Source organism: Chromobacterium sp. IIBBL 290-4 (assembly GCF_024207115.1).
Lineage (GTDB): Bacteria > Pseudomonadota > Gammaproteobacteria > Burkholderiales > Chromobacteriaceae > Chromobacterium.
Genome location: NZ_CP100128.1, coordinates 2,056,011 through 2,081,441, shown reverse-complemented (window position 1 = coordinate 2,081,441; position 25,431 = coordinate 2,056,011). Strand labels below are relative to the sequence as shown.

Here is a 25,431-nt window from a genome sequence, read left to right as displayed (position 1 = left end):
TTTCTCCCTGCCAAAATTCATGCGTTTTCATGCACTCTATGCATGCAGCCGCGCTTTTCGCTGACTGACGTTTCCGCCCTTCTCCATATCTTCCCGCTTAAATCTGCCGCCGAGTATGTCCGATGGCGTCCATATCAGTCCGATACGGTCCAGTGATTCACATTTTCCGCTGTCTATTTGGCTTTCCCCTCCTCTCGTCAATAGCCAAAACTGAGTTTTTCCGGCTTTTCAAGTTTCGTTGTTGTGTGGCGATGCCACACAACAAGCCCGCCAAACTCGATTTGAAATTTCTGAAATACTGCATTCGCTGATCGGCGCATCCGATTGCATCCACAGATATTCAGTCAAAACGATAAGGACAAATCCAATGACCGCCATTGCCCCTTCGCTCACCGCCCAGCCGCTGCGCTTTCTGCGCTTGCCGGAAGTCATTTCCACCTGCGGCTTGTCCCGCTCGTCGGTATACGACGCCATCAAGCGCGGCAGCTTTCCGGCCCCGGTGCCGCTGGGCGGTAAAAGCGTGGCCTGGCTGTCGTCTGAAATCGACGCCTGGATGGTGGATCGCATCGCCGCCCGCCACACCTAAAACCTCAATAAACGCACCCGGACTCAGAACATGCATATCCAGAACCCCAACACCCAAGAAACCGTCGCTTTCGCCGTCGCCGGCCTGACCGAACGCCTGGCCGCCTTCGAGCAAGACCTCTCCGCCTGGCAGATGCTGGCTGACAACGCTGCCCGCCGCGTCCAAACCGCTGAAGCGCTGCGCAACGAAGCCGAGCAGGCGCGCAAGGATTGCCGCCAGGCGATGCGCACGTCCTTGGGCATTCCCACCAAGGCGGTGCGCGAGCTGAAGAGCAAGGAAATGGCCAATCTGGAATTGGCCGAAGAAACGCTGAAGATCGCCGAGGAAGAAAAGATCCAAGCCGAAATGCAGCAGGAGACGTTGTTCGAGCAGCGCGAAGCGCTGGTCGAGGCACGCCACGCGCTGCGCCGCCAGTATTGGGACGCGGTGCTGGACGATCAAATCGCGCAATGGGGGCAACAGCTGCCGGTGCTGGCGCTGCTGCTGGCTGAAGCGCCGAAGGCGTGCATTGAACGGCTGTTCGGCCGCGCCGAGCTGCGCAGAAATCACGAAGAATTCTTTGCCGCGCAGCAGCCGGGCGAGCTGCAACAGGCGCTGCAATCCGCCGCGCAGGCGGAACCGGATGACTTGCTGGCCCTGCTCAATCGGCCGCTGCCGGCGCTGGCCGCCCCGGCCTCGATGGCGCACAACCCGCTGGCCCGTCGGCGCTATCAAGCCGAGCGCGACGCGCAATACCAAGCCCTGATCAACCGTTAAGCGAGACCGCCGCCATGCAAAACACGACCCGCCAAGCCCTGGACCACTTCATCGGCCGTTACTTCAGCCATATGGACGCCCACCAATCCCCAGGGATTTGCCATGCCGCCCCGGAGCCGCAAGCCGCGCAGGCCCGCATTCAGGCGCTGAAAGCCAAGAGCCGGCTGCTGTCCGCCATCAATGTGCTGGGCGTGGCCGAGATCAAAGGCCGCTCGCAAAACTTCGACCTTGCCGGCACCTTGGCCGCCACGGTGGACACCAACCGCCATGCGCGCCAGCCGGCGCAACAGACCTGGCAGCCGGCGCAATACTTCTGCCAGCAGACCAACTTTGATGCCGCCTTTGATTACGCCACGCTGGACGCCTGGATGAACGAGGCGCAAGACCAAGCCTTGTTCGAGGCCCGCGCGCGGCAGACGCTGGACCGGCGGATTCTGCTGGACCGAGTGATGATCGGCTTCCGTGGCCTGATGCGCGCCAAAGACTCTGACCGGGAGCAGCATCCGCAGCTACAGGACGTCAATATCGGCTGGCTGCAGCAGATCCGCGAGCAAGCGCCGAAAGCGTGCCTGGAGCGCGTGCGGGTCGGCGAAGGCCAGCGCTTCCGCAGCCTGCACCGCCTGGTGCGCCATGCCGTCAACAACTTGCTGGCGCCGGCCTGGCGCGATGATCCGCTGCTGGTGGCGCTGGTCGGCGCAGACCTGCTGCCAGACGCAGTATGCGAGCCGAGCGGCCAGGCCGAGCCGTGGGACGATCTGGTGTTCCACAAGCAGCGGCTGGGCGGCCTGCAAGCGGCGACGGCCGCCTTCTTCCCCGGCGACAGCATCCTGATTACCCGACTCGACAACCTGTCGCTGTACTTCAACCAAAACGCTGTGCGCTACCGCTATCAGGAAGAACCGTCCATCAACAGCGTGCTGTTCTACCACTCCAGCGCCGACGCCTATGTGATCGAGAACCTGGCCGCCTGCGCGCTGATTGAAGACGTGGAAATCGTGGACTGAGGAGACAGAGATGGCCTTTCCCTGCCCGCTATGCGGCGCGATGTCGCGGGTGCGCACCAGCCGCATGCTGTCCGCCACCGCCAAGGAGATTTACTACAACTGCAGGGCTTTGTTGCATAAATAGGCTTCGGCATGCAAAGCCCCTTTCCCCGGACGGATTTATGGCATGCGCACCGTCATCGGCGTCCCGAGCCGCGTGAAGCGGTTCAAGATCGCCGCTCGCACTTGGAGCTCTGCGACTTGACGGTCGAAGTCCCTTGCCATTACCCGCTCGCCCAGCAGCTTGAAACAGCGCATCTTGGTTTCCACCAGGCTGCGGCGATGGTAACCGCTCCATTTCCTCCAGATCGCTCGACCCAGGAGCCGGGTAGCACGCAGTATCTCGTTTCGGACATGGGCGCCCAACCGATTTTCCTTCCACGGCTTGGCATTCTTTCGGGTAGGAATCACCGCCTCGGCTTTTCGCTTGGCAATCGCTTCATGGCAGCCTTTGGTGTCGTAGGCACCATCGCCACTTACTGCAGCAATCCTTTCCCCCGCGGAAATCTGGTCCAGCAACTCCGGCAACATTGGCGCATCGCCCACCGCGTTGTCGGTCACTTCAATCGCCCGGATTTCCAGCGTCTGCGCATCAATGCCCAAATGCACCTTGCGCCACTGACGGCGGTACTCCGCGCCGTGTTTCTTCGTTTTCCATTCGCCTTCACCCAGCATCTTGATGCCGGTGCTGTCGATCAACAGGTGCAGCCCGGTCGTGGTTGGACGGCAAGGAATGGCCACCTGCAAATGCTTTTGCCGCCGGCACACGGTGCTGTAGTCCGGCGTCAGCCAGTCCAGCCCCGCCAGTTTGAGCAGGCTTTGCACCATACCCACGGCCTGTCGGAGCGCAAGATTGAACAGGCATTTGATCGTCAGGCAGAACTGAATGGCGGCATCGCTGAAAGTCGGTGTCCGTCCACGTTTGCCGACTGCAGAGCCATGCCAGCGCATGTCACGGTCCAACCAGATCATCAGCGACCCACGCGCCTTGAGCGCAGCATTGTAGGTCTTCCAGTTGGTGGTCTTGTACTTGGGCGGGGCGGGCTTGCTCATGCCGTCATTCTACCCCGCCTGCTGGGAGGGTGATTTGTGCAACAAAGCCCTCCCTGAGCTCAAACGCAAACAAGACATACCCCGTGAAGACCCAATGAGGGAGCAGCGGCTTGCGAGCCTCCTCGGCCTGATCTCCGCGTCTGGACAATTTATCCACAGCTTTCGCCGCAGCGCTTTTTTATCCACATCACGGCTCACTCACACCCAAGGCGGTGGATAACCACTCGCGCACAACGGCATGGGCGCTGCTGGCCGGGTCGATAAAGGCCATATGGTCGGAATCCGACAGCTCCCGCAGCGTGATGGCATCGCCCGCGGCGCGGGCGGCAGCCGCGTAAGCGCGCGACATATCGATGGGCACAGCCTGGTCGTCGATGGCGTGGACCACAAGCTGCGGAATGCGCAGAGGTAAACAGTGCAGAGGCGAGGCGGCGGCGTAACGTTTCGGCTGCGCATCCGGCGTAGCGCCCAGCAGTTCCTGCGCCGAGCACCGGCCCAGGCCCAACTGGTAAGCGGCGTGCAGATCGCTGACCGGCGCCTCTCCCGCCACCGCCCGGACACGGATGCCGTTCAGCTCCTGCGCGGCAGCCCACAGAGCCAGCTGCCCGCCGGCCGAATGCCCCACCAGCGCGATACGGTCCAGGTCCAGCGCGATGCCCTTGCCAGCCAGGCTAGACAGGTATTCGATGCCGCGCAGCACATCGTCGCCGGTATTCGGCCAGCCGCCGGTCGGCGCGCCGATGCGGCGATAGCCCAGATTCCATACCGCGAAACCGCGGGCGACCAAGTCCTGCGCGACGGCATGCATCTGCTCGCGGCCATAAGGCATGCGCCAAAAACCGCCATGCAGCAAGCAAACCACGGCGGGATGCGGCTGGGCGGGAAGGTAAAGATCGCCCGCCTGCGCTGCATCCGGTCCATAGGATGCGGTGAGACAAGGTTGAGCAATATCGCGTGTAGCGGCGGCGTGTTCCATAGCGGTGGGCTTTCTTAAACGACGGCGCTGGCAGCAAAGGGTGCAGCGCCAAACATGCCATTGTAATTGCAACGCGTGGCAAATGCTTTGCCGTTTCCGCATGTCAGCGCTGAACCCTGTCGGCTCGCTCCGCCCCGCTCGCAGCCCCACCCTATCGCCTAGTTTTCCCGATACCACGCCGACAGAAAGGCAGGGCATGAACGCATTCATCAGAGCCGCTGATACTCCGCTGCACATCGCCACGGCCCGCCATGCGCCGGCGCCTCTGCGCTGCGCGCCGTTGCGCTCCACGCTGCCCGCTGCGCTGCGAGACCGCGTCCGCACGATCTGCCGCCTGGAAAACTGGCGCGATGCAGACCGCGACAGCTGGCTGGCGATGCTAGGCCGGCAATTGAACGATGACGGCGTGGCCACAGCGGACTTGATCGCGGCGCTGGACGCCCATCTTTATACCCATCATCCGGAACATGCCCACGCCGACGATGTGGAGGCGTTTGAAGAGCGGGCGGCGATTTTGGAATACGACGCCGGCCTGCCGCGCGCCCAGGCCGAGCGGCTAGCGGCTAAACATAACGACTGCGCCAGCTGCCGCCATTGGCGCGGAGAAGCCACGCTGCCGGACGCGCGGCAACGGGCCGCCATGCTGGTAGGCCTCGCGCCCGCGAAACTGGGCAACGCCACCGTGGGCATCTGTCTGAAACGCTATCGGCCATGGCGGATGTCCAATATCGCCGGCGAGGCTGCGTATCTGCGCTGGCACTTCATCGGAGAGTGCGCGCACGCCGTACAAACCGAGACAAAACGTAACCAAAACAGGGATTTAATTTCTCCGCGCGCTGCCGATATTAAGGACAGGAAGTTCCGATAGTCTTGCCACGGAGATCAACATAGCGGCAAACCTGAACGCGCATCGCACACAGAATGCTTGTCAGCCGCCGCCATCCGCCCCCGCTCAGCCCCACCCGACCGCGTCCACAGGCCAGGAACCCTGTCGCCGGTCAAACTGAGCGGACGCCCGGACGGCGACGGCCAGCCGGCGCCAAGCCGGCCTCGCAACAGCGGGCCATCCACCAAGAGATGGCCCTTGTTATTTCTGCATGCCAGCGTGGTTTTACCCGTGGTTTACCGTTTTTGCCGGCACTTGCCGCCGCAGAGCGGTCTATTTCTGTTTCGCCATCAGGAATAGAACCATGCTGGAAAACTACTTCCCCATCCTGCTGTTCATCGTCGTTGGCCTCTTGGTAGGCGTGCTGCCCATGCTGGCCGGCCGCTTCCTAGGCCCCGACCGGCCGGACCCGGCAAAGCTGTCTCCCTACGAATGCGGCTTCGAAGCATTTGAAGACGCGCGGATGCGCTTTGACGTGCGTTATTACCTGGTGGCCATCCTGTTCATCCTGTTCGATCTGGAAGTGGCCTTCATGATCCCGTGGGCGGTCACGCTGAAAGACGAGCTAGGTCTGTTCGGCCTGGGCGCGATGGCGGTGTTCCTGGGCTTTCTGACCATAGGCTTCATCTACGAGTGGAAAAAGGGCGCGCTGAAGTGGGAATAAACCCCGCCCGCGTCGAATAGCAAAAGCCTCCGGTCTCTCGACCAGAGGCTTTTTTCACGGCAATGCGTTACATCAGATTGCCGCCCAGGATCACCATGGCGAAGCCCAGATAGATCAGCACGCCGACGAAGTCGCAAATGCTGGTCAGCATCGGCGAGGACAGGGTGGCCGGATCGGCGCCGAACTTCTTGGCCACGAAGGGCAGGATGGCGCCGATGACAGAGCCGGTCAGCGTGCAGGCGAACATGGACACGCCCACCACCAGCAGGATGTCGCCGCCCGGGGACTTGGTGAAGTGAGCCATCACCACCTCGGCTACCGCCACTACGACGGCCAGCATGCAGGCGATCACGATTTCCTTTTTCAGCACCAGGAACACATCTTTGATGCGGACCTTAAGGTCTTGCAGCGCGATGGAGCGGATCACCAGCGTGGCCACCTGGCTGGCGGAGTTGCCGCCCATGTCGACGATGGCCGGCAGGAAGGCTGCCAAAATGATGGCTTTGTCCAACAGTTCCGCTTGGCCAGCGATGATGCTGCTGGTCAGTATGCCGAAGGCGGTCAGGATGAGCAGCCACATGGCGCGCACCCGGAAGATGCGCCAAATGCTGTCGCGCTTTATGTCCAGATCGTTGCCGTCGATAGCGTGGTTGCCGCCGAAATCGGCGATATCGTCAGCCACTTCCTTCACGTAGTCGGCATTCACCCAGCGCATGCCTTGGGCGTCGGTCATGAAAATCTTGGTTGCTTGAGTCATCTTGCATTCCTTTGCTAATTAGCAGTGGATGCCCGGAAATTTGCGCGAGCATCCAATCTTGAAATTAAATTTTTAATGCCTAATAGATAATTTTGGCGTTTCGCAGGCAACACTCGGCCAATCGCCATTCCAGTCTTTAAAATCAAAGCGATATGGAATGCGATACAAACGAAACGCTGCTGAAAAGCAGACACCCGGATTATTGGACTTGATGGAAATCTTGAAACTGACCGCCCCATTGGCGCCGTCGCGCGATAGCAGGCGCACGCGCTCCTGCCGCTAGAAAGAACCACTGTCCAGCTGCGATAGACGCAAGGGTTCCTCCGCGCTGCGACGGACAAATCCAAAATAGGGATAGACAGACGAGACTAGGCCGCGCCCGTTTTCCGAGTCATGCCGACGGGACCGCGCCCCGCAGCGACCAAGGTCAGCGGGACGAGAATACCGGCCGGCACGGTCGAGGTTCTGGTTCTTCAGACATCGAAATCTCCGTGTGGCGGATAAAGGGAATCACCGGGCAGGCAGACGCAATGGCCGCGCGCCGGGGCTTCGGTTCGATTGGAACAGGCGGATGCGATGCGGCGGGCCCAGGGCCGGCCGACAATGCCTCGAAAGGCGGATGGGAGGAGAGCGTTGGCCGTCAGGCCGATGCGCCACACCCTGGCTTGGCAGGATGCGGCAGCGGAAGAATCAGACTGCGCGAATCCTGCAAAGCGACGCGTCGATATAGGATCGACTACATCCGTCGTTGTTCACGTTGAACCTTTGCATGATTGATAACGCTGAGGACTATATCCGCCCAGCCATTTCAAAGCAAACTTTGTGACGGAGGTTTTACATTTTTCCGCCGACACCCTCTATAAAACCCATAAAAGCGCGGAATTTTTTAAATTTAGCCATTTGGAATTAATATTTTCATTCCTGAGGCTTTCCCGCGCTTGCCGCTCAGCCCTGGATAAAGCCCGCGCGCAAGCACGGGCAACCTGCCCCTCCTGGAGCCGACAGCCGCTGGGAAGATATTATGCATAACAAAATCACATATTAAATGTCATAAGGATTATCATAACCCCCAATCCCAATCGCCTGCGAATGCATGGCCATCAGGAATAGGAGAATTCGTGAGAGCCGCCCTGCGCCCCATTCCGTTTCGCTGTCTTTGTGCATGCTCCCTCTGCTGCCTGCTTTCGGCCCTGAGCCATGCCAACGTTCCCGATAACAACCTCCGCTCCGCCGATGTTTTCATCAAGGCCCAATCGGCGTTTGCGCAGCAGCATGCGCTGGCGCCGCGCGCGCAACTGCGCTACCGGGTGTTGGCCCAAGGGCAGCTCACGCTGACGCAAACCATCGGCGGCGCCAAAAACCGCGTGCCATTGGATGAGCGCTCCAGCTTCTCCTGGCCGGCGCCGGTCGCCGGCCAATCGCTGCAAGCCGCGACGAAATCGGGGCAAGCGGCCTTGTGGCGCCCGGACATCCGCAGCCCCGATCTTCCCGACGGCGCGCGCAGGCTGGGCGATTTGCGGCTGGAATGCGTGGTGGATGCGCAAAGCGGACTCAATCCCGCCAGCGAGAACAGCCACTGCCAGCCCGGCGCGCGCAAACCAGACTGTCTGAACGAAATGGAAAGCTGCCTGCGCGAAGCCTCGCTGCGGCTGAAAAAGCAGGTGGAACAACTGGGCCAGCTGGAGATCGAGCCCAGCCCCTATCAAAACCGGCCGCCGCACTATCTGTTCGTGGCCGATCAGCCGCTGTTTTCCATCACCTTGCGCCATGGCGACAAGCACTTGCTGCTGCCGGCGGTGTGGCAATACGGCAGCGCCATCACCACCAGCCCTTTCGCCAGCTGGCCGTACCCGCGCGAGTATCTGTATTCGCTGCCGCTGGAGTCGGCCGATTGGCCTGACGATACCCTGGTGCTGTTCGAACCGCTGGAGAAGCCATGAATCGCCTCCTCCTCGCCCTGGCCTGCGCATCCGCCGCGCTGTCCGGCTGCGCCGTGATCGGCAACAACGCTTTGCAGGAGGCGGATAGCCAGGAGGTCCGCCAGTTGCTGCGGCAATCGCAAGCCGCCCAGGCCAGGCTGCAGGCGCGGCTGGGACGGCCGGACGACAAGATCCGCTTCGGCGACGGCCGCCAGCTCTGGGTGTATCGCAGCGATAAATATCAGCCCAAATGGCAGAACTTCACTAATGTTTCGCTGCTGTTCCGCGCGCAAAGCCATCAAAGCAAAGAGCTGGTGGTATTGTTCGACGCTCGCGGCAACGCCCAACAGTGGCGGCTGCAGGATGAAAGCCGCGAGGAGAACACCGGGCTGATGCCGCTGCCCAAATTGGATGGGAAAGGCTGAATTGACAAGGTCATGCTGCGGATAATTGTGTAACATTCAGTTTTTGCATCCGCCTCTTCGCGCATGATCGTCCGCCACACGCCCTCCTGGTTCCGCCTGCTGTTTGTCTGGCATGGCTCGGTATTGCCGCGCATCTGGCCCAAGCTCGCCATCGTGGCCGCCGTGGCGCTGCTGGCGGCCTCCATCCGCCACTGGTGGCTGCAAAGCCTGCATGATTCGGCGCTGAGCATCCCCACCTTCACGCTGCTGGGCGTGTCCTTGGCCATCTTTCTGGGTTTCCGCAACTCGGTGAGCTATGACCGCTTCTGGGAAGCGCGCAAGCTGTGGGGCAATCTGCTGATCACCAGCCGCTCGCTGACGCGGCAAACCCTGGCCGCGCGCGGCGACGACGCAGACGGCCGCCGCTTCATCGCCGCCCTTTGCGCTTTCGCCTATGCGCTCAAAGCGCAGCTGCGCGGGCTGGACGCCGAGGAGCATCTGCGCCGCCTGCTGCCGCCGGATGCGCTGGACAAAATCCTGGCCGGCCGTTTCCGCCCGGCGCTGATCCTGGCCTGGCTGGGCGCGGAAATCCAGCGCTGGCAGCGCGAAGGCCGGATCAGCGAGCTGCAATGGCACGCGCTGGACCGCAACCTCAACACCCTGTCGGAAATATTGGGCGGCTGCGAACGCATCGCCACCACGCCCATCCCCTTCACCTATCGGGTGCTGCTCAACCGCACCGTCAGCATCTATTGCCTGCTGCTGCCCGCCGGGCTGGTCAGCAGCATAGGCTGGCTGACGCCGCCGATCGCGGTGTTCATCGCCTACACCTATTTCGCGCTGGAAGAAGTGGCCGAGGAGCTGGAGGAGCCGTTCGGCACCGAAGGCAACGATCTGCCGCTGGCCACCTTGTGCCACACCATAGAAAGCTCGCTGCGCGAAATGCAGGGGCTGCCGCTGGATATTCCCGCGCCGCCCAAGCAGGGCATCTACCTCTACTGAGGGCAGGCGGGCTGCGCCAGTTCGTTCTGGCAATGACAATGGCTTTTCCATAGAATAAGGCTCCACCCACTGCCCGAGCCGCCCATGCCGCTGTCCCGTTTTCTGCTGCAGTTCATCCGCCGCAACTGGCGCGCCTATCTGCTGTCCGCGCTGATGCTGGCCTCGGTGGCGGTGCTGACCGTCTCCATTCCCCGCCAGGTGGGACATATCGTCGATGATCTGGTGGCGCATCGGCTGCCGCTGGACACCTTGCTGACCGAACTCACCAAACTGGCCGCCATGGGCCTTGCCATTTATTTTCTGCGCGTGGGCTGGCGGCTGCAGCTGTTCGCGGTGTCCTACTATCTTGGCACCGAGCTGCGCTCGCGGCTCTACCGCCAATTGACGCGCCAGGGGCCGGACTTCTTCCAACGCCAGCGCACCGGCGACTTGATGGCGCTGGCCACCAATGACATCGACTCGGTGGAAATGGCGGCCGGCGAGGCGATGCTGGCCGGCTTCGACGGCGCGCTGACCCTAGTGCTGGTGCTGGCCATGATGACGCTGGGGGTGGACTGGCGTCTGGCACTGGCGGCGCTGCTGCCCTTCCCCTTGATGGCCCTGGGCTTCTCCCGCATCGCCAAATACATCCACCAGCAATGGGACGAGGCGCTGAAGCGCTTCGGCCAGCTCAACAACCATGTGCAGGAAACGCTCAGCGGCGTGCGCACGCTGCGCGCGCTGGGTCTAGAGGCGCGCAATACCGCCGAACTGGCGCGGCTGGCCGAGGCGGCCGCCCACAGCAGCTTCGAAGCCCAACGCGGCGAGGCGGCGTTCGAACCGGTGGTGGGCTTTACCCTGGTGCTGGCCACCACCATCACGCTGGCGCTGGGCGGCTATCTGGTCTGGCACGGCCAGCTGACCATAGGCGCTCTCACCAGCTTCAGCATGTATCTGGTGCAGCTGATCTGGCCGATGTTCGCCGCCGGCTGGGTGCTGTCGCTATTGCAGCGCGGCTCCGCCGCCTGGTTGCGGCTGCAACCGGTGCTGGACGCCGAGCCGGACGTGGCCGACCAAGGCCGCATCGCCCAGCTGCGGCCCAATCTGTTGCAAATCGATGGCGTCAGCCATCGCTACGCGCCGGAAGCGTCTCCCGCGCTGCAGCAGTTGTCAGTGTCGCTGCCTGCCGGCCACACGCTGGGCGTGGTCGGGCCCACCGGCAGCGGCAAGTCCACGCTGCTCAAGCTGCTGATGCGCCACCACCCCCTGCAACAGGGCGACATCCGCTGGGATGGCCAACCCATAGACCATTACACCCTGGCAGCGCTGCGCGGGGCCATCAGCTGGGTGCCGCAGGAGCCCTTCCTGTTTTCCGCCAGCGTGGCGGAAAACATCGCCCTAGCCAAACCGGAGGCCAGCCAGGCCGACATCGAGCGCGTGGCGCGGCTGGCGGCGGTGCACGACGATATCCTGCGGCTGCCGCAAGGCTACGACACCCCGGTGGGCGAAAAAGGCGTGGCCCTGTCCGGCGGCCAGCGCCAGCGCCTGGCCATCGCCCGCGCGCTGCTGGCCGACGCGCCGCTGCTGCTGCTGGACGATGCGCTGTCGGCGGTGGACACCCTTACCGAAACCCAGATTCTGCGGCATCTGCGCGAAGCCCGGCGCGGCCGCAGCGTGATCATCGTCAGCCACCGCCTGTCCGCCGTGGCCGACGCCGACCACATCATCGCGCTGCATCACGGCCATATCGCCGAGCAAGGCGCGCACGAGCAACTGCTGCAACGCAATGGCTGGTATGCCAGCCAATGGCGCTATCAACAACTGGAGGCCAGCCTCGATGAAATCTGACGCCAGCCGTCTCCCGCGCCGCCAGGCGATACAGCTTCTGATCGACGCCGCCCGGCCCGACCGCCGCCACCTGTGGCGCGGCGGCGTCTGGCTGCTGCTGGCCGCCTTGCTGGAAGCGGCCGCGCCGCTGCTGGGCAAGGTGTTTATCGACAGCTATCTGCTGCCGCACCGGCTGGACTGGCCGGCCATCGTCGGCCTGCTGGCCGCCACGCTGCTGCTGGGCTTCTCCGCCGCGGCGCTGCGCTATCTGCAGCTGATCCGCATGGCCGGCGTGGCGATGCGGGCGGTGCGCCGCTTGCGGGAAAAGGTCTACGGCCATGTGATCCGGCTGCCGATGGCCTTTTTCGACCAGGCCATCACCGGCCAACTGGTCAGCCGCGTCACCAACGACACCGAATCGGTCAAAGCGCTGTATGTGCAGGCGCTGTTTGTGATCCTCAACAACAGCATCATCGTGCTGGGCGCGCTGGCGGCCATGGCCTGGCTGGACTGGCGGCTGATGCTGGTGGCGCTGCTGCTGTTTCCAGCCACCTTCGCCATCATCTGGCTCTATCAGCGGCTGAGCGCGCCGTCGGTGGCGCGCGCCCGCGCGCTGCGCAGCGACATCAACGCGCAAATGGCGGAATCGATAGCGGGCATCACCGTGCTGCAGGCCAGCAATGCCGAGCCGCGCTTCATCGAGCGCTTCGACGGCGTCAACCAGCGCTACTACCAGGCGCGGCTGGGCGAATTGCGCGCCAACGCCTGGCTGCTGCGCCCGGCGCTGGACCTGCTGAATGTGCTGCTGCTGATCGCGGTGGTCTACAGCTATGGCGCGCGCGAGCTGGGCGGCGTGGAGATCGGCGTGCTGTACGCCTTTGTCGGCTATATCGGCCGGGTGGTGGAGCCGCTGATCCAGATCACGCTGCAATTCGGCCAGCTGCAGCAGGCGGTGGTGGCCGCCGGCCGCGTCAGCCATCTATTGTCCGAAACCGCCGCGCCGCGCGCGGCCGACGCCGGCCGCATCCATGCCGGCGCGGTCAGTTTCCACCAGCTGAATTTCGGCTATCAGCCGGAGCACCCTGTGCTGCATGATTTTTCGCTGGAGGTGCCGGCCGGCGGCTTCATCGGCATCGTCGGCCACACCGGCAGCGGCAAGTCCACGCTGCTGTCTCTGCTGCTGCGCTTTTACCGCGCCCAGCAGGGCGAGATTCTGATCGATGGCCAGCCGCTGGAATCGATAGGCGATGACGCCTTCCGCTCCGGCGTGGGCCTGGTGCCGCAAGACCCCTTCCTGCTGGCCGCCAGCGCCCGCGAAAACATCGACATGGGCCGCGGCCTGCCGCAGGAGAGGATTGAAGAAGCCGCCCGCGCCGCCGGCGTGCACGAGCTGATTCTGTCGCTGGAAAACGGCTACGACAGCGATATGGGCGAAAGCGGCGCGCGCTTGTCCAGCGGCCAGAAGCAGTTGATCGCCATCGCCCGCGCGCTGGCCGGCCAGCCGCGCATCCTGCTGCTGGACGAAGCCACCTCGCACATCGACAGCGAAACCGAGCAGCTGGTGCAGCAGGCGCTGGCCAAGCTGGCGGGCAAGATCACCTTGATCTCCATCGCCCATCGCCTGTCCACCATCCGCGACGCCGACCGCATCATCGTGCTCAGCCACGGCAAGCTGGCCGAGTCCGGCAACCACGACGAGCTGATGCGCCATGGCGGCATCTACCACAAGCTCTATCTGCTGCAGCAATTGCAGACCGAGGAGGAGGAAGAGGCGTGAGCATGAGCGAGCTGCGCGCCGCCATCCGCGCCGAGGTGGCCGCCCTCGCCCCTCTGGATGCGCTGGAAGAAGAGCATCAGCAAGCCACGCTGGCGTGGATAGACAGCGGCGCCGAGCTATGGCGCAGAATCAAGCCGGCCACGCCCGCCGTCCACCTGGCGACCTACTTCGCGCTCATCGATGCGGAAGGTATATTGCTGGTGGACCATAAAAACGCCGGCTTATGGCTGCCCACCGGCGGCCATGTCGATCCCGGCGAACACCCGCGCGAGGCGGTGGCGCGCGAACTGTTCGAAGAGCTGGGCGTCCGCCATCTGCCCGCGCCCACCCTGCTCACCCGCACGCAGGTCGATGCCCATGCCGCCAGCCATCTGGATGTGACGCTGTGGTATGCGCTGCCGGTTGCGCGGAGCTTGCCCTTGCACTATGACCAGGCAGAATTCCATGAAGCCCGCTGGTTCGACTTCGACCAACTGCCTTTTGCCGACAGCGACCCGCATCTGGGGCGCTTTGCCGCCAAGTTGGATAAAATAAGGGCTTGAACCGGGCCGCGGGTCCGCTCAAACGCAAACAGGGCCATCCGCCCTTTTAACCACCCTCCGGGAGTCAGCATGCCCCGCCTGATTTTCCTCGCCAGCTTCTGCAGCCTGCTGCTGACGTCGCTTCCCAGCCTGGCCGACGACGGCAAAGACCTGGATCTGTCCATCAGCACCGAGCTGATGACGCGGCAAACTGCCTATGGCAATTCATCGCGGCTGCAGCCCAGCGTGGACATGCAGTACCGCACCCGCTTCGGCGCCTTGTACATCCAGGACGGCGAAGGCGGCTGGGCGCTGCCCGCCCCCGGCGGCTGGGTATCGCTGGGCGTGGCCTCGGAACCGGCTTGGAGCCTGGGCGGCGGCGTATCGCAAAGCCTGGGCATCGCCCGCTACGGCTTTGACCTGCCGCGCGACGGCAGCCTGTCCTTCGGCTACGCCAGCCGCATCGGCGACAGCCATCCCGGCCAATTGCTGGTGGCCAGCCTGGAAGCGCCGCTGGGCGACTGGAAGGGGCAGAAATTCTCGGTGCTGGGCTGGGGCAGCCTGGCCAACCAGAAACGGCGCCTGGGCCTGAGCCATAGCGACGACGGCCCCGGCTGGCAGTTGGAGCAAAGCAATCTGATGCTGGTGATGTCCCACCCCCTGGCCCAGCACTGGACGCTGGATGTGGGCGCCGGCAGCCGTTGGGCGGCGGAAAACACCGGCAGCCATAGCGCCGGCTGGCAAACGCTGCTGGGCTTCACCTGGAAGCTGTGATGCGCTTCGATTCCTTGCCCGCCGAAGACTGCCTGATAGACAGCCACTGCCATCTGGACGCGCCGGAGCTGGCGGCCGATGTGGACGGCGTAGTCGCGAGAGCGCAGGCGGCCGGAGTCGGCCAGCTGCTGGTGCCGGCCGTGATGGCGGACAACTTCGACGCCGTTCTGGCCATGCGCGAGCGCTACGGCTGCTGGATCGCCCTCGGCCTGCATCCCATTTATCTGGATAGGCATCTGGACGAGCATCTGGCCCTGCTCGACGCCGCGCTGGCGGCGCACGCGCCGGTCGCCGTCGGCGAAATCGGCCTGGATTTCTATCTGCCGGAACTGGACCCGGCGCGGCAGGAAAAACTGCTGGTCGAACAACTGAAGCTGGCGCGCAAGCACAGCCTGCCGGTGGTGCTGCATGTGCGCCGCTCGGTGGACCGGGTGCTCAAGCATCTGCGCGAGCAAAAAGTGGAATGCGGCATCGCCCATGCCTTCAACGGCAGCGAACAGCAGGCCCAGGCCTTCATCCGCCAGGGCTTCAAGCTGGGATTCGGCGGCGCCATGACCTATAGCGGCTCGCGCCGCATCCGCGCCTTGGCCGCCACGCTGCCGCTGGACAGCCTGGCATTGGAAACCGACGCGCCGGACATCCGCCCCGAATACGCGCAAGACCGGCCCAATGAACCCAGCCAGCTGGCCCGCTTCATTGACACATTGGCCGAACTGCGCGGCGCAGACGCAGCCTCCTTGCGGCGCGCCCTGCATCGCAACACCCTCGCCGCGCTGGCTTTGGCCTGAACCGCGCGCGTCAAGCCCCCCGCCGCGGCGCGGGCGCTGGGGCCAACAACAGGATCAGGTGCGGAAACGCTGCAGACAGCCATCCAGCTGATTGGACAAGCCATTCAGCTCCGCCGCCAGCCCGCTGGCCTCGCCGGCCGCCTCGGTCGTCTGGCTGTTCATCTGGGCGATCTGCTCGACATTGCGCGCCACTTCCTGGCTGGCGTGGCTTTGCTCCTTGATGGCGTTGGAAATATCGGCGATGCGGTCCACCGACTTTTCCGCCAGCTCGCGGATCTGCTGCAAAGCCTCGGCCACGCTGGACGCGCTGACCACGCCGGTTTCGATGCGGCTATTGGCCTGCTGCATGCTCTGGAAGGCACGCTGGGTATCCGCCTGCACGCCATCGATGTGGCCCGTGATTTCCGTGGTCGCCTGGCTGGTCCGTTCGGCCAGCTTGCGCACCTCGTCGGCCACCACCGCGAAGCCGCGGCCCATTTCGCCGGCCCGCGCCGCTTCAATCGCCGCATTCAGCGCCAATAGATTGGTCTGGTCGGCGATGTCGTGAATCACCCGCACGATGTCGCCGATGTCGGCGGAGCGCTGATTCAGGCCATCCATCACCGTCGCGGTTTCGGTGATGCTGTTGGCCACTTGGCGGATTTCGCCGGCTGCGCGCTGCGCCAGATCGCTGCCCGCCGTCGCCTGCTCCATGGTCAAGCGCGCTTGCCGCTCCACATCCAGGGTGCTGTCCGCCACCAGATTGATGCTGACCGACATCTGCTCGATCGCCGCCGCGCCGCTGGAGGCGGCTTCCGACTGATGCGCCGATGCCGATGAGACGTGCTCGCTGACCGAGCTGAGCTGCCGGGCCGCCTGCGCCAGGCTGGCGGAATGGCTTTGCGACTCGACGACGACGGTGCGCACGCTGTCCACCAGTTTGGCCAGCGAGCCGGCCACATTGCCCAGTTCATTCTGGCCGAAGTCCGGCAGCTGCAGCCGCAGATTGCGCTGCTCAGCCAGCTCCTGGCTGGCATCCCGCATCTGCAGCAAAGGCTGGCGGATGGAGGCGATGATGAACCAGGCGATGGCCACCCCGGCCGCCAGCGCGATGGCGATTTCCACCATCAGCTGCGAGCGCACGCTGGAGGCGGTGGCGTCGATCTGATCATCCAGCTGGCCCACCGCATCTGCCGCGCTTTTGCCCAATTGCTCCGTCACGCCTTCCATCTGGTGGATATTATCCTTGTACTTCTCCAGTTCCTTGTTGGCGTCGGCGGTGGCGGTGATCTGCTTGCTTTCTATCATGGCCGACACTTTGCCTACGCCATCGGCGTAGCCGCCCAGCAAGGTAGCGAGCTGATTCAGCCGCTGCGTCGACTCATCGTTAAGCGGATGGCTGCCGGCCTGCTGGATCGCCTTCTGCGCGCTGGCCTGGGCGGTTTTCCACTTGCCTATGTATTCGCCGCGTTTGGCGTCATTGGCGATATTGATGAAGTAATCCTTCTCGAAACGCCGCAGATTGCCCATGTCGCGCTGCAATTCGACGATGTCGGTATAAAACGCCAGATCATGCGAGCTGACGTCCTCCACCCGCTTCGAGATTTTGCCCAGGCCCAGCTGAGTCAACAGGCCAGTCATGATCAGCGCCGCCAATAGCAGCGCGAAGCCAAGAGTGATCCTGGCCGCGATAGACAAATTACGCATTGTGCTTCCCCACACCCGATAGAGATGAACCTGGCCGAACTGTTTCCGGTCCATTTTTTAGAGCGCCGATTCTAAAGCAGCGAAATGACATGCGGCCAGACTCGGCATGCTCAAGCGCTAAATTAACGACTGGGTAGTATCCAAAAGACCAAAAAAAATCCGGCAGCATGAGCCGCCGGATATTTTTCTTGATCTGATGCACTTCAAGCGCGTTGCTTGAAGCTCCTGGCAAATCCCAATACGCAGATGAAGAATAGTGTACTAATCAGAACTTCACACCATGCAATGCGCTGCGATAGTCCGCTATCGGCCCAGCCGCGCATCACGCCCTCGGTGAAGAAGCCCAGGATGAACATGCTGGACCATTGATAGGTATACAAGCGGCCGGCCAGAATGCCGCGCAAGGGCAGCAATAGCAGCAAGGCCTTGAAGGCCAGGAAAGACCCGCCGGCGCGCAGCGGCGCCAGCCACAGCTCCCAGGCCAGCGTCAGGGCGATCAGGGCAATCAGCGCGGCGGACGCGCCGTGGCGGAATGCGTCGCGGTTCATGGCGCGGACTCGGCTTCCTGGCGGCGCGCCTTACGCTCCATGGCCGCCGCCACCAGCACGCCCACCTCGTACAACAGCCACAAGGGCACGGCCAGCATGGTTTGCGACAGCACGTCAGGCGGCGTGACGATGGCGGCGACAATGAAGGCGCCGACAATCACATAGGGCCGCGCTTCGCGCAGCTTGGCCACCGTCACCACGCCCATCCGCGTCAGCACCACCACGATCACCGGCACTTCAAAGGTGGTGCCGAAGGCCATGAACATGCCCAACACGAAGGACAGGTATTTATCGATGTCCGTCATCATGCTGACGCCGGAAGGCGTCACCGCCGACATGAAATGGAACACCACCGGAAACACCAGGAAATAGGCGAAGGCCATGCCGGTGATAAACAGCACTAGGCTGGCCAGCACCAGCGGCAGCACCAGTTTCTTTTCATGGCTGTACAGGCCCGGCGCGACGAAAGCCCAGATCTGGTACAGCGTATTGGGCAGCGCGATCAGGAAGGCCGCCAGCATGGTGAGCTTCATCGGCACGAAGAAGGTGGAAGTCACCTCGGTGGCGATCATGCTGCCGCCGTGCGGCAAGGCGTCCAGCAGCGGCTTGGCCAGCAGATGGTAGATGTCGGACGACCAATGAAACAGGCCGAGGAAAACCACGGCGATGCCCAGGAGGGCGCGCACCAGCCGGGTGCGCAGCTCGATCAGGTGCGCGAGCAGCGGTTGTTCGTTCATTCGCGGGCTTGAGAGGCGGTAGGTTGAGGAGCGGCGGGCGGATGCGGCGGCAGTTCGTCGAACAGATCCAGCTGGTTTTCATCGCGGACCGGCGCGGCCTGCTCCGCCTGCACGGGCGGGAAAATCGACAGATGCGCTTCGACTTCCTGCGCCGGCGCCGGCTCCGGAGCCGGCGCGGCATCGCCGCCATGGATGGTGCGCTCGGCTTCGTGGAAAGGCTCGGCGGCCTGTCCGGCCAGCGCGCGGGCCTCTTCGGCGTGCTGGTCGAAGCTTTGCTTGACCTGCTGCACTTCCGATTCCAGCTGGTTGCGGAAGCCTTGCGCCGCTTCGTGCAAATCCTGGCGGATGGATTCCAGGCCCTGCAGATTGGCCTGCTGCTGGATATCGGCCTTGACGGTGGAAACGAAACGCTGCGCGCGCGCCACCAGCGCGCCGACGGTGCGGGCCACGGCGGGCAGGCGCTCCGGCCCCAGCACCACCAGGGCCACCACGCCGATCAGGACGAACTCGCCGAAACTGATGTCAAGCACGACGCGTCACCCGTCCTTACTTCTTGTCGGCTTCGCCGTCGATGACGCGGCCGGCTTCCTTAGCCGGCGGCTGGCCGTCCTTGGCGCCTTCGTTCATGCCTTCCTTGAAGCCCTTGACCGCATTGCCCAAGTCTTTGCCTATATTGGGCAGCTTCTTGGTGCCGAATACCAGAACCACGATCAGCAATACGATCAGCCAGTGCCAGATGCTGAAAGAACCCATTTCACTTTCCTTTTATTTCAGAAACGGGCGGCGCCGCGCGCCGCCCAGGCGCGCTCAGCCCTTGTGGCCGAACACGTGCACATGCAGGTGGAACACTTCCTGGCCGCCGCCGCGGCCGGTGTTGATGCCGGTCTTGAAACCGGCTTCCAGGCCTTGCTCCTTGGCGAGCTTGGGCGCCAGAGTCAGGATCTTGCCCAGCACCGCTTCGTGCTCCGGGCCGCAATGGGCCAGCGAGTCCACGTGCTGCTTGGGAATGATCATGAAATGCACCGGCGCGATCGGACGGATGTCGTGGAAGGCCAGCACATCGTCGTCTTCGTAAACCTTGTTGGCGGGAATCTGGCCCGCCACGATCTTGCAGAACAGGCAATCGCTCATGGTTGTGAGTCTCTAAATCAAGAGGTTTTGCGCGAGGCTTTCTCGTCCAGCCCGGAAATGCCTTCGCGGCGATGCAGCTCCATCACCACGTCTTCCGGACGCAGGCCATGATATGCCAACAGCACCATGGAATGGAACCACAGGTCGGCCACTTCGCGCACCAGGTGCAGCTTGTCCTTGTCCTTGGACGCCATCAGCGTCTCGGCCGCCTCTTCCGCCACCTTTTTCAGGATGGCGTCCTCGCCCTTGTGGAACAGCGAGGCGACATAGGACGATTGCGGCGCGGCCTCGCGCCGGGCTTCCAGCGTATCGGCGATGCTTTTCAACACATCCGGGGTCATCATCATTTTCCTTTAACGCCTGTCCAGCAGGCGAATATACGGCCCGCGCATGGCAATACGATAACAAGGCCACGCGCAACCGCCCGCCATTGTACCCTGTCCGGCCGCCTTGGCGTTGACCGGCGGCAACTCAGGCCGGGTAGATCTGGTTCGGGTCTTTCAGCACCGGGTCCACCGTGACCCAGCCGCCCTGTTCGAAACGGCGGTAGAAACAGCTCTCCCGTCCGGTATGACAGGCAATGCCGCCATTTTGTTCGATCTGCATCACGATGACGTCGCCGTCGCAGTCAAGGCGCAACTCCTTCACCGTTTGCAGATGGCCGGACTCTTCGCCCTTCTTCCACAGTTTCTGCCGCGAGCGGCTGAAATAGTGGGCGACGCCGGTCTCGGCGGTCAGGCCCAGGCTTTCGCGGTTCATCCAGGCCACCATCAGCACCCGCCCGCTGGCGGCATCCTGGGCGATGGCGGTCACCAGGCCCTTGTCGTCCCATTTCACTTCGTCCAGCCAGGACGCGCTCGCACTGCTCACTTGCATTCTCCCAGGCGCCGCAGCCGCAATTGCTGCACGCCGACTTCTTGATTGGCCGGCCGCAAGCGGACCACGCTGCCCGCGGACCATTCGCGCGGCTGCAGCTGCTGCCAGAAAAACACCGCGTCCATCTTGGCGCCGTCGCCGATGCGGCAGCTGATGCGGGTGATGCCAGGCGCCTCCACCGCGCCCGCCATGGCGCATTCCGTGCCGGCTTGCTTCAGCGGCAGGCCTATCACTTTCGCCGCCATCTCGGTGACTGGCAGCGGATCTTTCTCGCAAAACATCGAACCGGCCGACTGCATGTCGCCGCCGGTCACATCCAGACGCCACAAACCCGGCTCCAGCTTGAGCGGACTGGCGGCGATGGCCAGCTGGGCGCTCAAGGCGCAGCACAGGGCGGAGGCGGCTCTCACAGCCTCACCTCGATGCCGGCGGCGCGCATCGCCTGCTTGGCCTGATCCACCGTGTATTCGCCGAAGTGGAAGATGCTGGCGGCCAGCACCGCGTCGGCGTGGCCCTCTTTGACGCCGTCCACCAGATGCTGCAGATTGCCGACGCCGCCGGAGGCGATCACCGGGATATTGACCGCGTCAGACACGGCGCGTGTCAGCGGCAGGTTGAAGCCGGCCTTGGTGCCGTCGCGGTCCATGCTGGTGAGCAGGATCTCGCCGGCGCCCAGCTGCTGCATCTTTCGCGCCCACTCGACGGCATCCAGGCCGGTGCGGTTGCGGCCGCCGTGGGTGAAGATTTCCCAGCGGTCGTTTTCCGGCGTCACCGCCTTGGCGTCCAGCGCCACGACGATGCACTGGTTGCCGAAATGCTCGGACGCCTCGCGCACGAATTCAGGATGGGTCACCGCGGCGGTATTGATGCTGACCTTGTCCGCGCCGGCGTTGAGCAAGCGGCGGATGTCGGCGATGCTGCGCACGCCGCCGCCCACCGTCAGCGGGATGAAGACTTGGTCCGCCACCGCCTCGATCACGTGCAGGATGATGTCGCGCTGGTCAACGCTTGCGGTGATGTCCAGGAAGGTCAGTTCGTCTGCGCCCTGCTCGTTGTAGCGGCGGGCGATTTCCACCGGGTCGCCCGCATCGCGCAGGCCCAGGAAGTTGACGCCCTTGACCACGCGGCCGGCGGTCACGTCCAGACAGGGAATGATGCGTTTGGCAAGCATGTGTGTTTCCAAAAAACTCGAATGCGCCAAGCGGCGGAACCCGTCCGCCGCTTGGCGCCGTCAGCTGGGTTAACCAGCCAGTTCGTCCGCCAGCGTTTGCGCGGCGGCGAAATCGATGCTGCCTTCGTAGATGGCGCGGCCGGTGACGGCGCCCTCCACGCCCTCGCTCTCCACCGCGCACAAGGCGCGGATGTCGTCGAGGTTGGTCAGGCCGCCGGAGGCGATCACCGGAATGGTCAACGCCTGGGCCAGCTTGACGGTGGCTTCGATGTTGACGCCGGTCATCATGCCGTCGCGGCCGATGTCGGTGTAGATCACCGAGTTGACGCCGTAGTCCTCGAAGCGCTTGGCCAGATCGATCACATTATGGTTGGTGATCTTGGCCCAGCCGTCGATCGCCACCATGCCGTCCTTGGCGTCCAGGCCGACGATGACCTGGCCGGGGAAGGCGTCGCAGGCGTCGTGCAAAAAGCCCGGCGTCTTGACGGCGGCGGTGCCGATGATGACGTAGGACAAGCCCATGTCGAGGTAGGCCTCGATGGTGTCCAGGTCGCGGATGCCGCCGCCCAGTTGCACCGGCATGTCTTTCCCGACTTCGCCGAGAATGTCGCGGATCACCGACAGGTTCTTGGGTTTGCCGGCGAAAGCGCCGTTCAGGTCAACCAGATGCAGGCGTCTCGCGCCTTGGTCGCGCCAATGGGCGGCAACTTTGACCGGGTCGTCGGAGAAGATGGTGGCGTCGTCCATCGCGCCCTGTCTCAGGCGTACGCATTGACCGTCTTTCAGGTCTATCGCGGGTATCAGCAGCATGGTGCTTGGTAAAGTGGTGAGTTAAACATTGCCGTCCCAGGCCAGGAAGTTCTTCATCATCTGAAGTCCGGCGTGGTGGCTCTTTTCAGTGTGAAACTGCGTGGCGAATATATTGCCACGCCCGACGATACAGGCAAAACGCTCTGGATAGTCGCTTTCCGCAAGCGTCAGCGCCGCGTCGGACGGCGCGAAATGGTAGCTGTGCACGAAATAGAAACGCTCGCCGTCGGCGATGCCGGCGAACAGGGGATGGGATTTGGCCTGGTAGACCTGGTTCCAGCCCATATGCGGCACCTTGAGGCGTTCCTCTGCGGCGACGAGGTTGTCGGCGAAGCGCACGACCTTGCCCGGAAACAGGCCCAGGCCGGCGGTATCGCCCTCCTCGCTATGTTGGAACAATAGTTGCGCGCCGACGCAGATTCCAAAAAACGGTTTGCTCTGCGTAGTTTCACGGACCGCGTCGGCCAGGCCGTGGCGGTTCAGCTCGCGCATGCAATCCGGCATCGCGCCCTGGCCGGGGAAGACCACCTTGTCGGCCTTCACCACCGCTTCCGGATCGCGGGTGAGGAAAATATCGGCGCCGTTTTCGTTGACGGCCTGCAGGGACTTCAGCACCGAGTGCAGATTGCCCATGCCGTAGTCGATGACTGCGACTTTCATCTTGCTACAAGCTCATGTTCGGGGTGTGGCAGAACTCCAGCGCGATGCCGCCGGAATCCTGGAAAAAGACGGCGTAGTAGCCGTCGCTGTAATGCGGATACTCGGCCGGCGCGTCGGTGACGCGCGCGCCGATCTCCAGCAGCAGCGCATGCAGCGCGTCGACCGCCTGCCGGCTGGGCGCGTTGAAAGCCAGGTGCTGCAGGCCGACGCCATGGCGGATGAAGCCCGCGCCGTCCACCTGGCTCTGCTGCAGATAGATTTCATAGTTGCCGGCGGCAAAGGCGGTCGGCCCTGCCGCGCGCCAGCCCATCGCCGGCATCGCGGCATCGTAGAAGGCCTTCGCCGCCGCCAGATCCGGCACCGACAGGCACAGGTGGTTGAGTCCGGCGATGCCGGGATCGACCCGGCTCATGCGCTCAGCGTCCCTTTGGTGGACGGCATGATGCCGGCCATCCGCTCGTCGTGCTCACAGGCCATGCGCAGCGCGCGGCCGAAAGCCTTGAAGATGGTTTCGGCCTGGTGATGGCTGTTATGGCCGCGCAGATTGTCGATATGCAGCGTCGTCATGCTGTGGTTGACGAAGCCGTGGAAAAATTCGGAGAACAAATCCACGTCGAACTGGCCGATGCTGGCGCGGGTGTAATCAACGTTGTAAACCAGGCCGGGGCGGCCGGACAGATCGATCACCACCCGGCTCAAGGCCTCATCCAGCGGCACATAGGCGTGGCCATAGCGGCGGATGCCCTTCTTGTCGCCTATGGCCTTGGCGAAGGCCTGGCCCAGCGTGATGCCGATGTCTTCCACCGTGTGGTGGGCGTCGATGTGCAGGTCGCCCACCGCCTTGACGTCCAGGTCGATCAAGCCGTGGCGCGCGATCTGGTCCATCATGTGGTCGAGGAAGGGCACGCCGGTTTCAAAGCGGCCGACGCCGGCGCCGTCCAGGTTCAGGCTGACGGTGATCTGGGTTTCCAGCGTGTTGCGGGTGACAGTTGCGGTTCTCATTGCGGCTTCAAGCGAAAAAACGTTGGATGGCGGACAGCAGCGCGGCGTTTTCGTCCGGGCTGCCCACGGTCAGGCGCAGGCAGTTTGCCAGCAGCGGATGGCTGCCGTGCAGCTGCTTGATCAGGATGCCGGACGCCTTCAGGTGCTGATACAACGCCGGCGCGTCCGGCGCGCGGACGGTGAGAAAATTGGCTTCGGACGGAAACACCGTCAAGGCCGGCACCGCCGCCAAGGCATCGAACAAGCGGCCGCGTTCGGCGCGCAACTCGGCTGCCTGGCGATTGAACACCTCCAGATGCTTCAGCGCGAACTTCGCGGCGGCGAGGGTCAGCACATTGACGTTGTACGGCGGCCGCACCTTGTTCAACTGCTCTATCCAGGCCGGACTGGCCGCGGCGTAACCGAGGCGGATGCCGGCCAGGCCCAGCTTGGACAGCGTGCGCATCACCAACAGATTGTCCAACTCGCCGGACAGATCCATGAAGCTGTCGGAGGCGAAGCTCTGGTAGGCCTCGTCCACCACTACCAACCCCGGCGCGGCGCGGCAGATGGCCATCACCTCGTCGCGGGCGTAGCGCGGACCGGTAGGATTATTGGGGTAGGACACGAACACCACCGCCGGCTGTTCGCGCTCGATGGCGGCGAGCGTAGCCGACAGATCCAGCGTGAAGTCCTCGCGCAGCGGCACGGCTACATACTGCAGGCCGGAGAACAGCGCGTTCATCTTGTACATCACGAAGGACGGCTCCAACGCCAGCAGCTTGGCGCCGGGGCGCGCCAGCGCCTGGGTGACCAGGGTGATCAGCTCGTCCGAGCCATTGCCGAGCACGATGTCCGCCGCGGCCGGAATGGCGAAAGCGGCGCGCAAATCATCCTTCAAACCGCCGCCGTTGGCGTCCGGATAACGGTTCAGGGCCACCTGGGCCAGCTCTCCCGCCAGCTCATGCTGCAGATCGATAGGCAGCGGCCACGGGTTTTCCATCGCGTCCAGCTTGATGAAGCCCTGGGCATCGGCGACGTGATAAGCGCCGATGGCGGCGACTTCGGGGCGGATCAATTGTTCTGTCGTCAGTTTCATCGCGATTTACTGTGCCTTGC

Annotated in this window: 32 protein-coding genes; 14 read left to right on the top strand and 18 right to left on the bottom strand. The window is 63.5% G+C overall.

Features of this window, described 5'->3' with window-relative positions:
• The first annotated feature begins 367 nt into the window (after window positions 1-367).
• From NKT35_RS09720 to NKT35_RS09705, 4 genes are read left to right on the top strand one after another with little or no spacing between them, the layout of a single operon-like run.
• Entirely contained in the window at window positions 368-586 is a 219-nt protein-coding gene (locus NKT35_RS09720; protein ID WP_254300842.1) for a helix-turn-helix transcriptional regulator, read from the top strand.
• A gap of 30 nt (window positions 587-616) precedes the next feature.
• Window positions 617-1,342, top strand: coding sequence for a hypothetical protein (locus NKT35_RS09715; protein WP_254300840.1), 726 nt, complete (start codon window positions 617-619; stop codon window positions 1,340-1,342).
• 14 nt (window positions 1,343-1,356) lie between these two features.
• A complete protein-coding gene (locus NKT35_RS09710; RefSeq protein WP_254300838.1) occupies window positions 1,357-2,346 on the top strand; it encodes a P2 family phage major capsid protein in 990 nt (329 codons plus the stop codon).
• Window positions 2,347-2,356: 10 nt separating this feature from the next.
• Entirely contained in the window at window positions 2,357-2,470 is a 114-nt protein-coding gene (locus NKT35_RS09705; RefSeq protein WP_254300836.1) for an ogr/Delta-like zinc finger family protein, read from the top strand.
• Window positions 2,471-2,505: 35 nt separating this feature from the next.
• Here NKT35_RS09705 and NKT35_RS09700 read toward each other — a convergent pair whose 3' ends face one another.
• Window positions 2,506-3,438: an IS5 family transposase gene (locus NKT35_RS09700; RefSeq protein ID WP_254294827.1), complete on the bottom strand. Its 933-nt coding sequence runs from the start codon at window positions 3,436-3,438 to the stop codon at window positions 2,506-2,508.
• 187 nt (window positions 3,439-3,625) lie between these two features.
• Window positions 3,626-4,414 (bottom strand): alpha/beta hydrolase family protein, encoded by a 789-nt coding sequence (locus NKT35_RS09695; RefSeq protein ID WP_254300834.1) that lies wholly within the window; start codon window positions 4,412-4,414, stop codon window positions 3,626-3,628.
• 196 nt (window positions 4,415-4,610) lie between these two features.
• Here NKT35_RS09695 and NKT35_RS09690 point away from each other — a divergent pair, with 196 nt between their 5' ends.
• Window positions 4,611-5,282: a hypothetical protein gene (locus NKT35_RS09690; RefSeq protein ID WP_254300832.1), complete on the top strand. Its 672-nt coding sequence runs from the start codon at window positions 4,611-4,613 to the stop codon at window positions 5,280-5,282.
• Between the two features lie 322 nt (window positions 5,283-5,604).
• Entirely contained in the window at window positions 5,605-5,964 is a 360-nt protein-coding gene (locus NKT35_RS09685) for an NADH-quinone oxidoreductase subunit A (RefSeq protein ID WP_254300830.1), read from the top strand.
• Window positions 5,965-6,031: 67 nt separating this feature from the next.
• Here the strand turns inward: NKT35_RS09685 and NKT35_RS09680 are convergent, their stop codons facing one another.
• Window positions 6,032-6,721 carry a magnesium transporter gene (locus tag NKT35_RS09680; protein ID WP_254300828.1) on the bottom strand — a complete coding sequence of 230 codons (690 nt, stop codon included), beginning with the start codon at window positions 6,719-6,721 and terminating at the stop codon, window positions 6,032-6,034.
• 1,118 nt (window positions 6,722-7,839) lie between these two features.
• Here NKT35_RS09680 and NKT35_RS09675 point away from each other — a divergent pair.
• From NKT35_RS09675 to NKT35_RS09640, 8 genes are all read left to right on the top strand, one after another.
• A complete protein-coding gene (locus NKT35_RS09675; RefSeq protein WP_254300826.1) occupies window positions 7,840-8,661 on the top strand; it encodes a hypothetical protein in 822 nt (273 codons plus the stop codon).
• Window positions 8,658-9,065 carry a hypothetical protein gene (locus NKT35_RS09670; RefSeq protein WP_254300824.1) on the top strand — a complete coding sequence of 136 codons (408 nt, stop codon included), beginning with the start codon at window positions 8,658-8,660 and terminating at the stop codon, window positions 9,063-9,065. The genes NKT35_RS09675 and NKT35_RS09670 overlap by 4 nt, the downstream gene beginning before the upstream one ends.
• 63 nt (window positions 9,066-9,128) lie before the next feature.
• Entirely contained in the window at window positions 9,129-10,046 is a 918-nt protein-coding gene (locus NKT35_RS09665) for a bestrophin family protein (RefSeq protein ID WP_254300823.1), read from the top strand.
• 84 nt (window positions 10,047-10,130) lie between these two features.
• A complete protein-coding gene (locus NKT35_RS09660; protein ID WP_254300821.1) occupies window positions 10,131-11,873 on the top strand; it encodes an ABC transporter ATP-binding protein in 1,743 nt (580 codons plus the stop codon).
• Window positions 11,863-13,629: an ABC transporter ATP-binding protein gene (locus NKT35_RS09655; protein WP_254300819.1), complete on the top strand. Its 1,767-nt coding sequence runs from the start codon at window positions 11,863-11,865 to the stop codon at window positions 13,627-13,629. Before NKT35_RS09660 ends, NKT35_RS09655 begins: the two co-directional genes overlap by 11 nt.
• A gap of 2 nt (window positions 13,630-13,631) precedes the next feature.
• Window positions 13,632-14,171: an NUDIX domain-containing protein gene (locus NKT35_RS09650; RefSeq protein ID WP_254300817.1), complete on the top strand. Its 540-nt coding sequence runs from the start codon at window positions 13,632-13,634 to the stop codon at window positions 14,169-14,171.
• Window positions 14,172-14,240: 69 nt separating this feature from the next.
• On the top strand, window positions 14,241-14,924 hold the full coding sequence (locus NKT35_RS09645; protein ID WP_254300815.1) for a hypothetical protein: 684 nt from the start codon (window positions 14,241-14,243) through the stop codon (window positions 14,922-14,924).
• A complete protein-coding gene (locus tag NKT35_RS09640) occupies window positions 14,924-15,712 on the top strand; it encodes a TatD family hydrolase (protein WP_254300813.1) in 789 nt (262 codons plus the stop codon). Before NKT35_RS09645 ends, NKT35_RS09640 begins: the two co-directional genes overlap by 1 nt.
• A 54-nt stretch (window positions 15,713-15,766) precedes the next feature.
• Here NKT35_RS09640 and NKT35_RS09635 read toward each other — a convergent pair whose 3' ends face one another.
• The 15 genes from NKT35_RS09635 to hisC form a co-directional block, all read right to left on the bottom strand.
• On the bottom strand, window positions 15,767-17,398 hold the full coding sequence (locus tag NKT35_RS09635) for a methyl-accepting chemotaxis protein (protein WP_254300810.1): 1,632 nt from the start codon (window positions 17,396-17,398) through the stop codon (window positions 15,767-15,769).
• A gap of 203 nt (window positions 17,399-17,601) precedes the next feature.
• The gene (locus tag NKT35_RS09630) at window positions 17,602-17,946 is read right to left on the bottom strand and encodes a DUF2069 domain-containing protein (RefSeq protein ID WP_254300808.1); all 345 of its coding nucleotides are present in this window, start codon (window positions 17,944-17,946) and stop codon (window positions 17,602-17,604) included.
• Window positions 17,943-18,683, bottom strand: a complete 741-nt coding sequence (tatC, locus tag NKT35_RS09625) for a twin-arginine translocase subunit TatC (protein ID WP_254300806.1) — start codon at window positions 18,681-18,683, stop codon at window positions 17,943-17,945. The genes NKT35_RS09630 and tatC overlap by 4 nt, the downstream gene beginning before the upstream one ends.
• Window positions 18,680-19,213: a Sec-independent protein translocase protein TatB gene (gene tatB, locus NKT35_RS09620; RefSeq protein WP_371926473.1), complete on the bottom strand. Its 534-nt coding sequence runs from the start codon at window positions 19,211-19,213 to the stop codon at window positions 18,680-18,682. Before tatB ends, tatC begins: the two co-directional genes overlap by 4 nt.
• Window positions 19,214-19,229: 16 nt before the next feature.
• Window positions 19,230-19,436, bottom strand: coding sequence for a Sec-independent protein translocase subunit TatA (gene tatA, locus NKT35_RS09615; protein ID WP_254300804.1), 207 nt, complete (start codon window positions 19,434-19,436; stop codon window positions 19,230-19,232).
• Between the two features lie 54 nt (window positions 19,437-19,490).
• On the bottom strand, window positions 19,491-19,814 hold the full coding sequence (locus NKT35_RS09610) for a histidine triad nucleotide-binding protein (RefSeq protein ID WP_254300802.1): 324 nt from the start codon (window positions 19,812-19,814) through the stop codon (window positions 19,491-19,493).
• A 17-nt stretch (window positions 19,815-19,831) separates the two neighbouring features.
• Complete coding sequence (locus NKT35_RS09605) at window positions 19,832-20,155, bottom strand: phosphoribosyl-ATP diphosphatase (RefSeq protein WP_254301364.1); 324 nt, start codon at window positions 20,153-20,155, stop codon at window positions 19,832-19,834.
• Between the two features lie 130 nt (window positions 20,156-20,285).
• Window positions 20,286-20,690, bottom strand: coding sequence for a phosphoribosyl-AMP cyclohydrolase (gene hisI, locus NKT35_RS09600; protein ID WP_371926472.1), 405 nt, complete (start codon window positions 20,688-20,690; stop codon window positions 20,286-20,288).
• Window positions 20,681-21,100 (bottom strand): DUF3617 domain-containing protein, encoded by a 420-nt coding sequence (locus tag NKT35_RS09595; protein ID WP_254300798.1) that lies wholly within the window; start codon window positions 21,098-21,100, stop codon window positions 20,681-20,683. The genes hisI and NKT35_RS09595 overlap by 10 nt, the downstream gene beginning before the upstream one ends.
• Window positions 21,097-21,861 (bottom strand): imidazole glycerol phosphate synthase subunit HisF, encoded by a 765-nt coding sequence (hisF, locus tag NKT35_RS09590; RefSeq protein WP_254300796.1) that lies wholly within the window; start codon window positions 21,859-21,861, stop codon window positions 21,097-21,099. Before hisF ends, NKT35_RS09595 begins: the two co-directional genes overlap by 4 nt.
• A gap of 69 nt (window positions 21,862-21,930) precedes the next feature.
• Complete coding sequence (hisA, locus tag NKT35_RS09585; RefSeq protein ID WP_254300794.1) at window positions 21,931-22,671, bottom strand: 1-(5-phosphoribosyl)-5-[(5-phosphoribosylamino)methylideneamino]imidazole-4-carboxamide isomerase; 741 nt, start codon at window positions 22,669-22,671, stop codon at window positions 21,931-21,933.
• 21 nt (window positions 22,672-22,692) lie between these two features.
• The gene (hisH, locus tag NKT35_RS09580) at window positions 22,693-23,331 is read right to left on the bottom strand and encodes an imidazole glycerol phosphate synthase subunit HisH (RefSeq protein WP_254300793.1); all 639 of its coding nucleotides are present in this window, start codon (window positions 23,329-23,331) and stop codon (window positions 22,693-22,695) included.
• 4 nt (window positions 23,332-23,335) lie between these two features.
• Window positions 23,336-23,743 carry a VOC family protein gene (locus NKT35_RS09575; protein WP_254300791.1) on the bottom strand — a complete coding sequence of 136 codons (408 nt, stop codon included), beginning with the start codon at window positions 23,741-23,743 and terminating at the stop codon, window positions 23,336-23,338.
• Window positions 23,740-24,333, bottom strand: coding sequence for an imidazoleglycerol-phosphate dehydratase HisB (gene hisB, locus NKT35_RS09570; RefSeq protein WP_254300789.1), 594 nt, complete (start codon window positions 24,331-24,333; stop codon window positions 23,740-23,742). The genes NKT35_RS09575 and hisB overlap by 4 nt, the downstream gene beginning before the upstream one ends.
• 7 nt (window positions 24,334-24,340) lie before the next feature.
• Complete coding sequence (gene hisC / locus NKT35_RS09565) at window positions 24,341-25,411, bottom strand: histidinol-phosphate transaminase (protein ID WP_254300787.1); 1,071 nt, start codon at window positions 25,409-25,411, stop codon at window positions 24,341-24,343.
• Window positions 25,412-25,431 lie beyond the last annotated feature (20 nt).

Excerpts from the sequence above, each read along its gene's own strand:
- NKT35_RS09640 (WP_254300813.1), top strand. The coding sequence starts at position 14,924 with ATGCGCTTCGATTCCTTGCCCGCCGAAGACTGCCTGATAGACAGCCAC.
- NKT35_RS09645 (WP_254300815.1), top strand. The coding sequence starts at position 14,241 with ATGCCCCGCCTGATTTTCCTCGCCAGCTTCTGCAGCCTGCTGCTGACG.
- hisF (WP_254300796.1), bottom strand. The coding sequence starts at position 21,861 with ATGCTTGCCAAACGCATCATTCCCTGTCTGGACGTGACCGCCGGCCGC.
- NKT35_RS09660 (WP_254300821.1), top strand. The coding sequence starts at position 10,131 with ATGCCGCTGTCCCGTTTTCTGCTGCAGTTCATCCGCCGCAACTGGCGC.
- NKT35_RS09690 (WP_254300832.1), top strand. The coding sequence starts at position 4,611 with ATGAACGCATTCATCAGAGCCGCTGATACTCCGCTGCACATCGCCACG.
- NKT35_RS09630 (WP_254300808.1), bottom strand. The coding sequence starts at position 17,946 with ATGAACCGCGACGCATTCCGCCACGGCGCGTCCGCCGCGCTGATTGCC.
- NKT35_RS09680 (WP_254300828.1), bottom strand. The coding sequence starts at position 6,721 with ATGACTCAAGCAACCAAGATTTTCATGACCGACGCCCAAGGCATGCGC.
- NKT35_RS09635 (WP_254300810.1), bottom strand. The coding sequence starts at position 17,398 with ATGCGTAATTTGTCTATCGCGGCCAGGATCACTCTTGGCTTCGCGCTG.
- hisB (WP_254300789.1), bottom strand. The coding sequence starts at position 24,333 with ATGAGAACCGCAACTGTCACCCGCAACACGCTGGAAACCCAGATCACC.
- NKT35_RS09705 (WP_254300836.1), top strand. The coding sequence starts at position 2,357 with ATGGCCTTTCCCTGCCCGCTATGCGGCGCGATGTCGCGGGTGCGCACC.
- NKT35_RS09605 (WP_254301364.1), bottom strand. The coding sequence starts at position 20,155 with ATGACCCCGGATGTGTTGAAAAGCATCGCCGATACGCTGGAAGCCCGG.
- hisH (WP_254300793.1), bottom strand. The coding sequence starts at position 23,331 with ATGAAAGTCGCAGTCATCGACTACGGCATGGGCAATCTGCACTCGGTG.
- NKT35_RS09670 (WP_254300824.1), top strand. The coding sequence starts at position 8,658 with ATGAATCGCCTCCTCCTCGCCCTGGCCTGCGCATCCGCCGCGCTGTCC.
- NKT35_RS09710 (WP_254300838.1), top strand. The coding sequence starts at position 1,357 with ATGCAAAACACGACCCGCCAAGCCCTGGACCACTTCATCGGCCGTTAC.
- tatA (WP_254300804.1), bottom strand. The coding sequence starts at position 19,436 with ATGGGTTCTTTCAGCATCTGGCACTGGCTGATCGTATTGCTGATCGTG.
- NKT35_RS09610 (WP_254300802.1), bottom strand. The coding sequence starts at position 19,814 with ATGAGCGATTGCCTGTTCTGCAAGATCGTGGCGGGCCAGATTCCCGCC.
- hisC (WP_254300787.1), bottom strand. The coding sequence starts at position 25,411 with ATGAAACTGACGACAGAACAATTGATCCGCCCCGAAGTCGCCGCCATC.
- NKT35_RS09665 (WP_254300823.1), top strand. The coding sequence starts at position 9,129 with ATGATCGTCCGCCACACGCCCTCCTGGTTCCGCCTGCTGTTTGTCTGG.
- NKT35_RS09695 (WP_254300834.1), bottom strand. The coding sequence starts at position 4,414 with ATGGAACACGCCGCCGCTACACGCGATATTGCTCAACCTTGTCTCACC.
- NKT35_RS09685 (WP_254300830.1), top strand. The coding sequence starts at position 5,605 with ATGCTGGAAAACTACTTCCCCATCCTGCTGTTCATCGTCGTTGGCCTC.
- NKT35_RS09720 (WP_254300842.1), top strand. The coding sequence starts at position 368 with ATGACCGCCATTGCCCCTTCGCTCACCGCCCAGCCGCTGCGCTTTCTG.
- hisA (WP_254300794.1), bottom strand. The coding sequence starts at position 22,671 with ATGCTGCTGATACCCGCGATAGACCTGAAAGACGGTCAATGCGTACGC.
- tatC (WP_254300806.1), bottom strand. The coding sequence starts at position 18,683 with ATGAACGAACAACCGCTGCTCGCGCACCTGATCGAGCTGCGCACCCGG.
- NKT35_RS09650 (WP_254300817.1), top strand. The coding sequence starts at position 13,632 with ATGAGCGAGCTGCGCGCCGCCATCCGCGCCGAGGTGGCCGCCCTCGCC.
- NKT35_RS09700 (WP_254294827.1), bottom strand. The coding sequence starts at position 3,438 with ATGAGCAAGCCCGCCCCGCCCAAGTACAAGACCACCAACTGGAAGACC.
- NKT35_RS09575 (WP_254300791.1), bottom strand. The coding sequence starts at position 23,743 with ATGAGCCGGGTCGATCCCGGCATCGCCGGACTCAACCACCTGTGCCTG.
- NKT35_RS09715 (WP_254300840.1), top strand. The coding sequence starts at position 617 with ATGCATATCCAGAACCCCAACACCCAAGAAACCGTCGCTTTCGCCGTC.
- hisI (WP_371926472.1), bottom strand. The coding sequence starts at position 20,690 with ATGCAAGTGAGCAGTGCGAGCGCGTCCTGGCTGGACGAAGTGAAATGG.
- NKT35_RS09655 (WP_254300819.1), top strand. The coding sequence starts at position 11,863 with ATGAAATCTGACGCCAGCCGTCTCCCGCGCCGCCAGGCGATACAGCTT.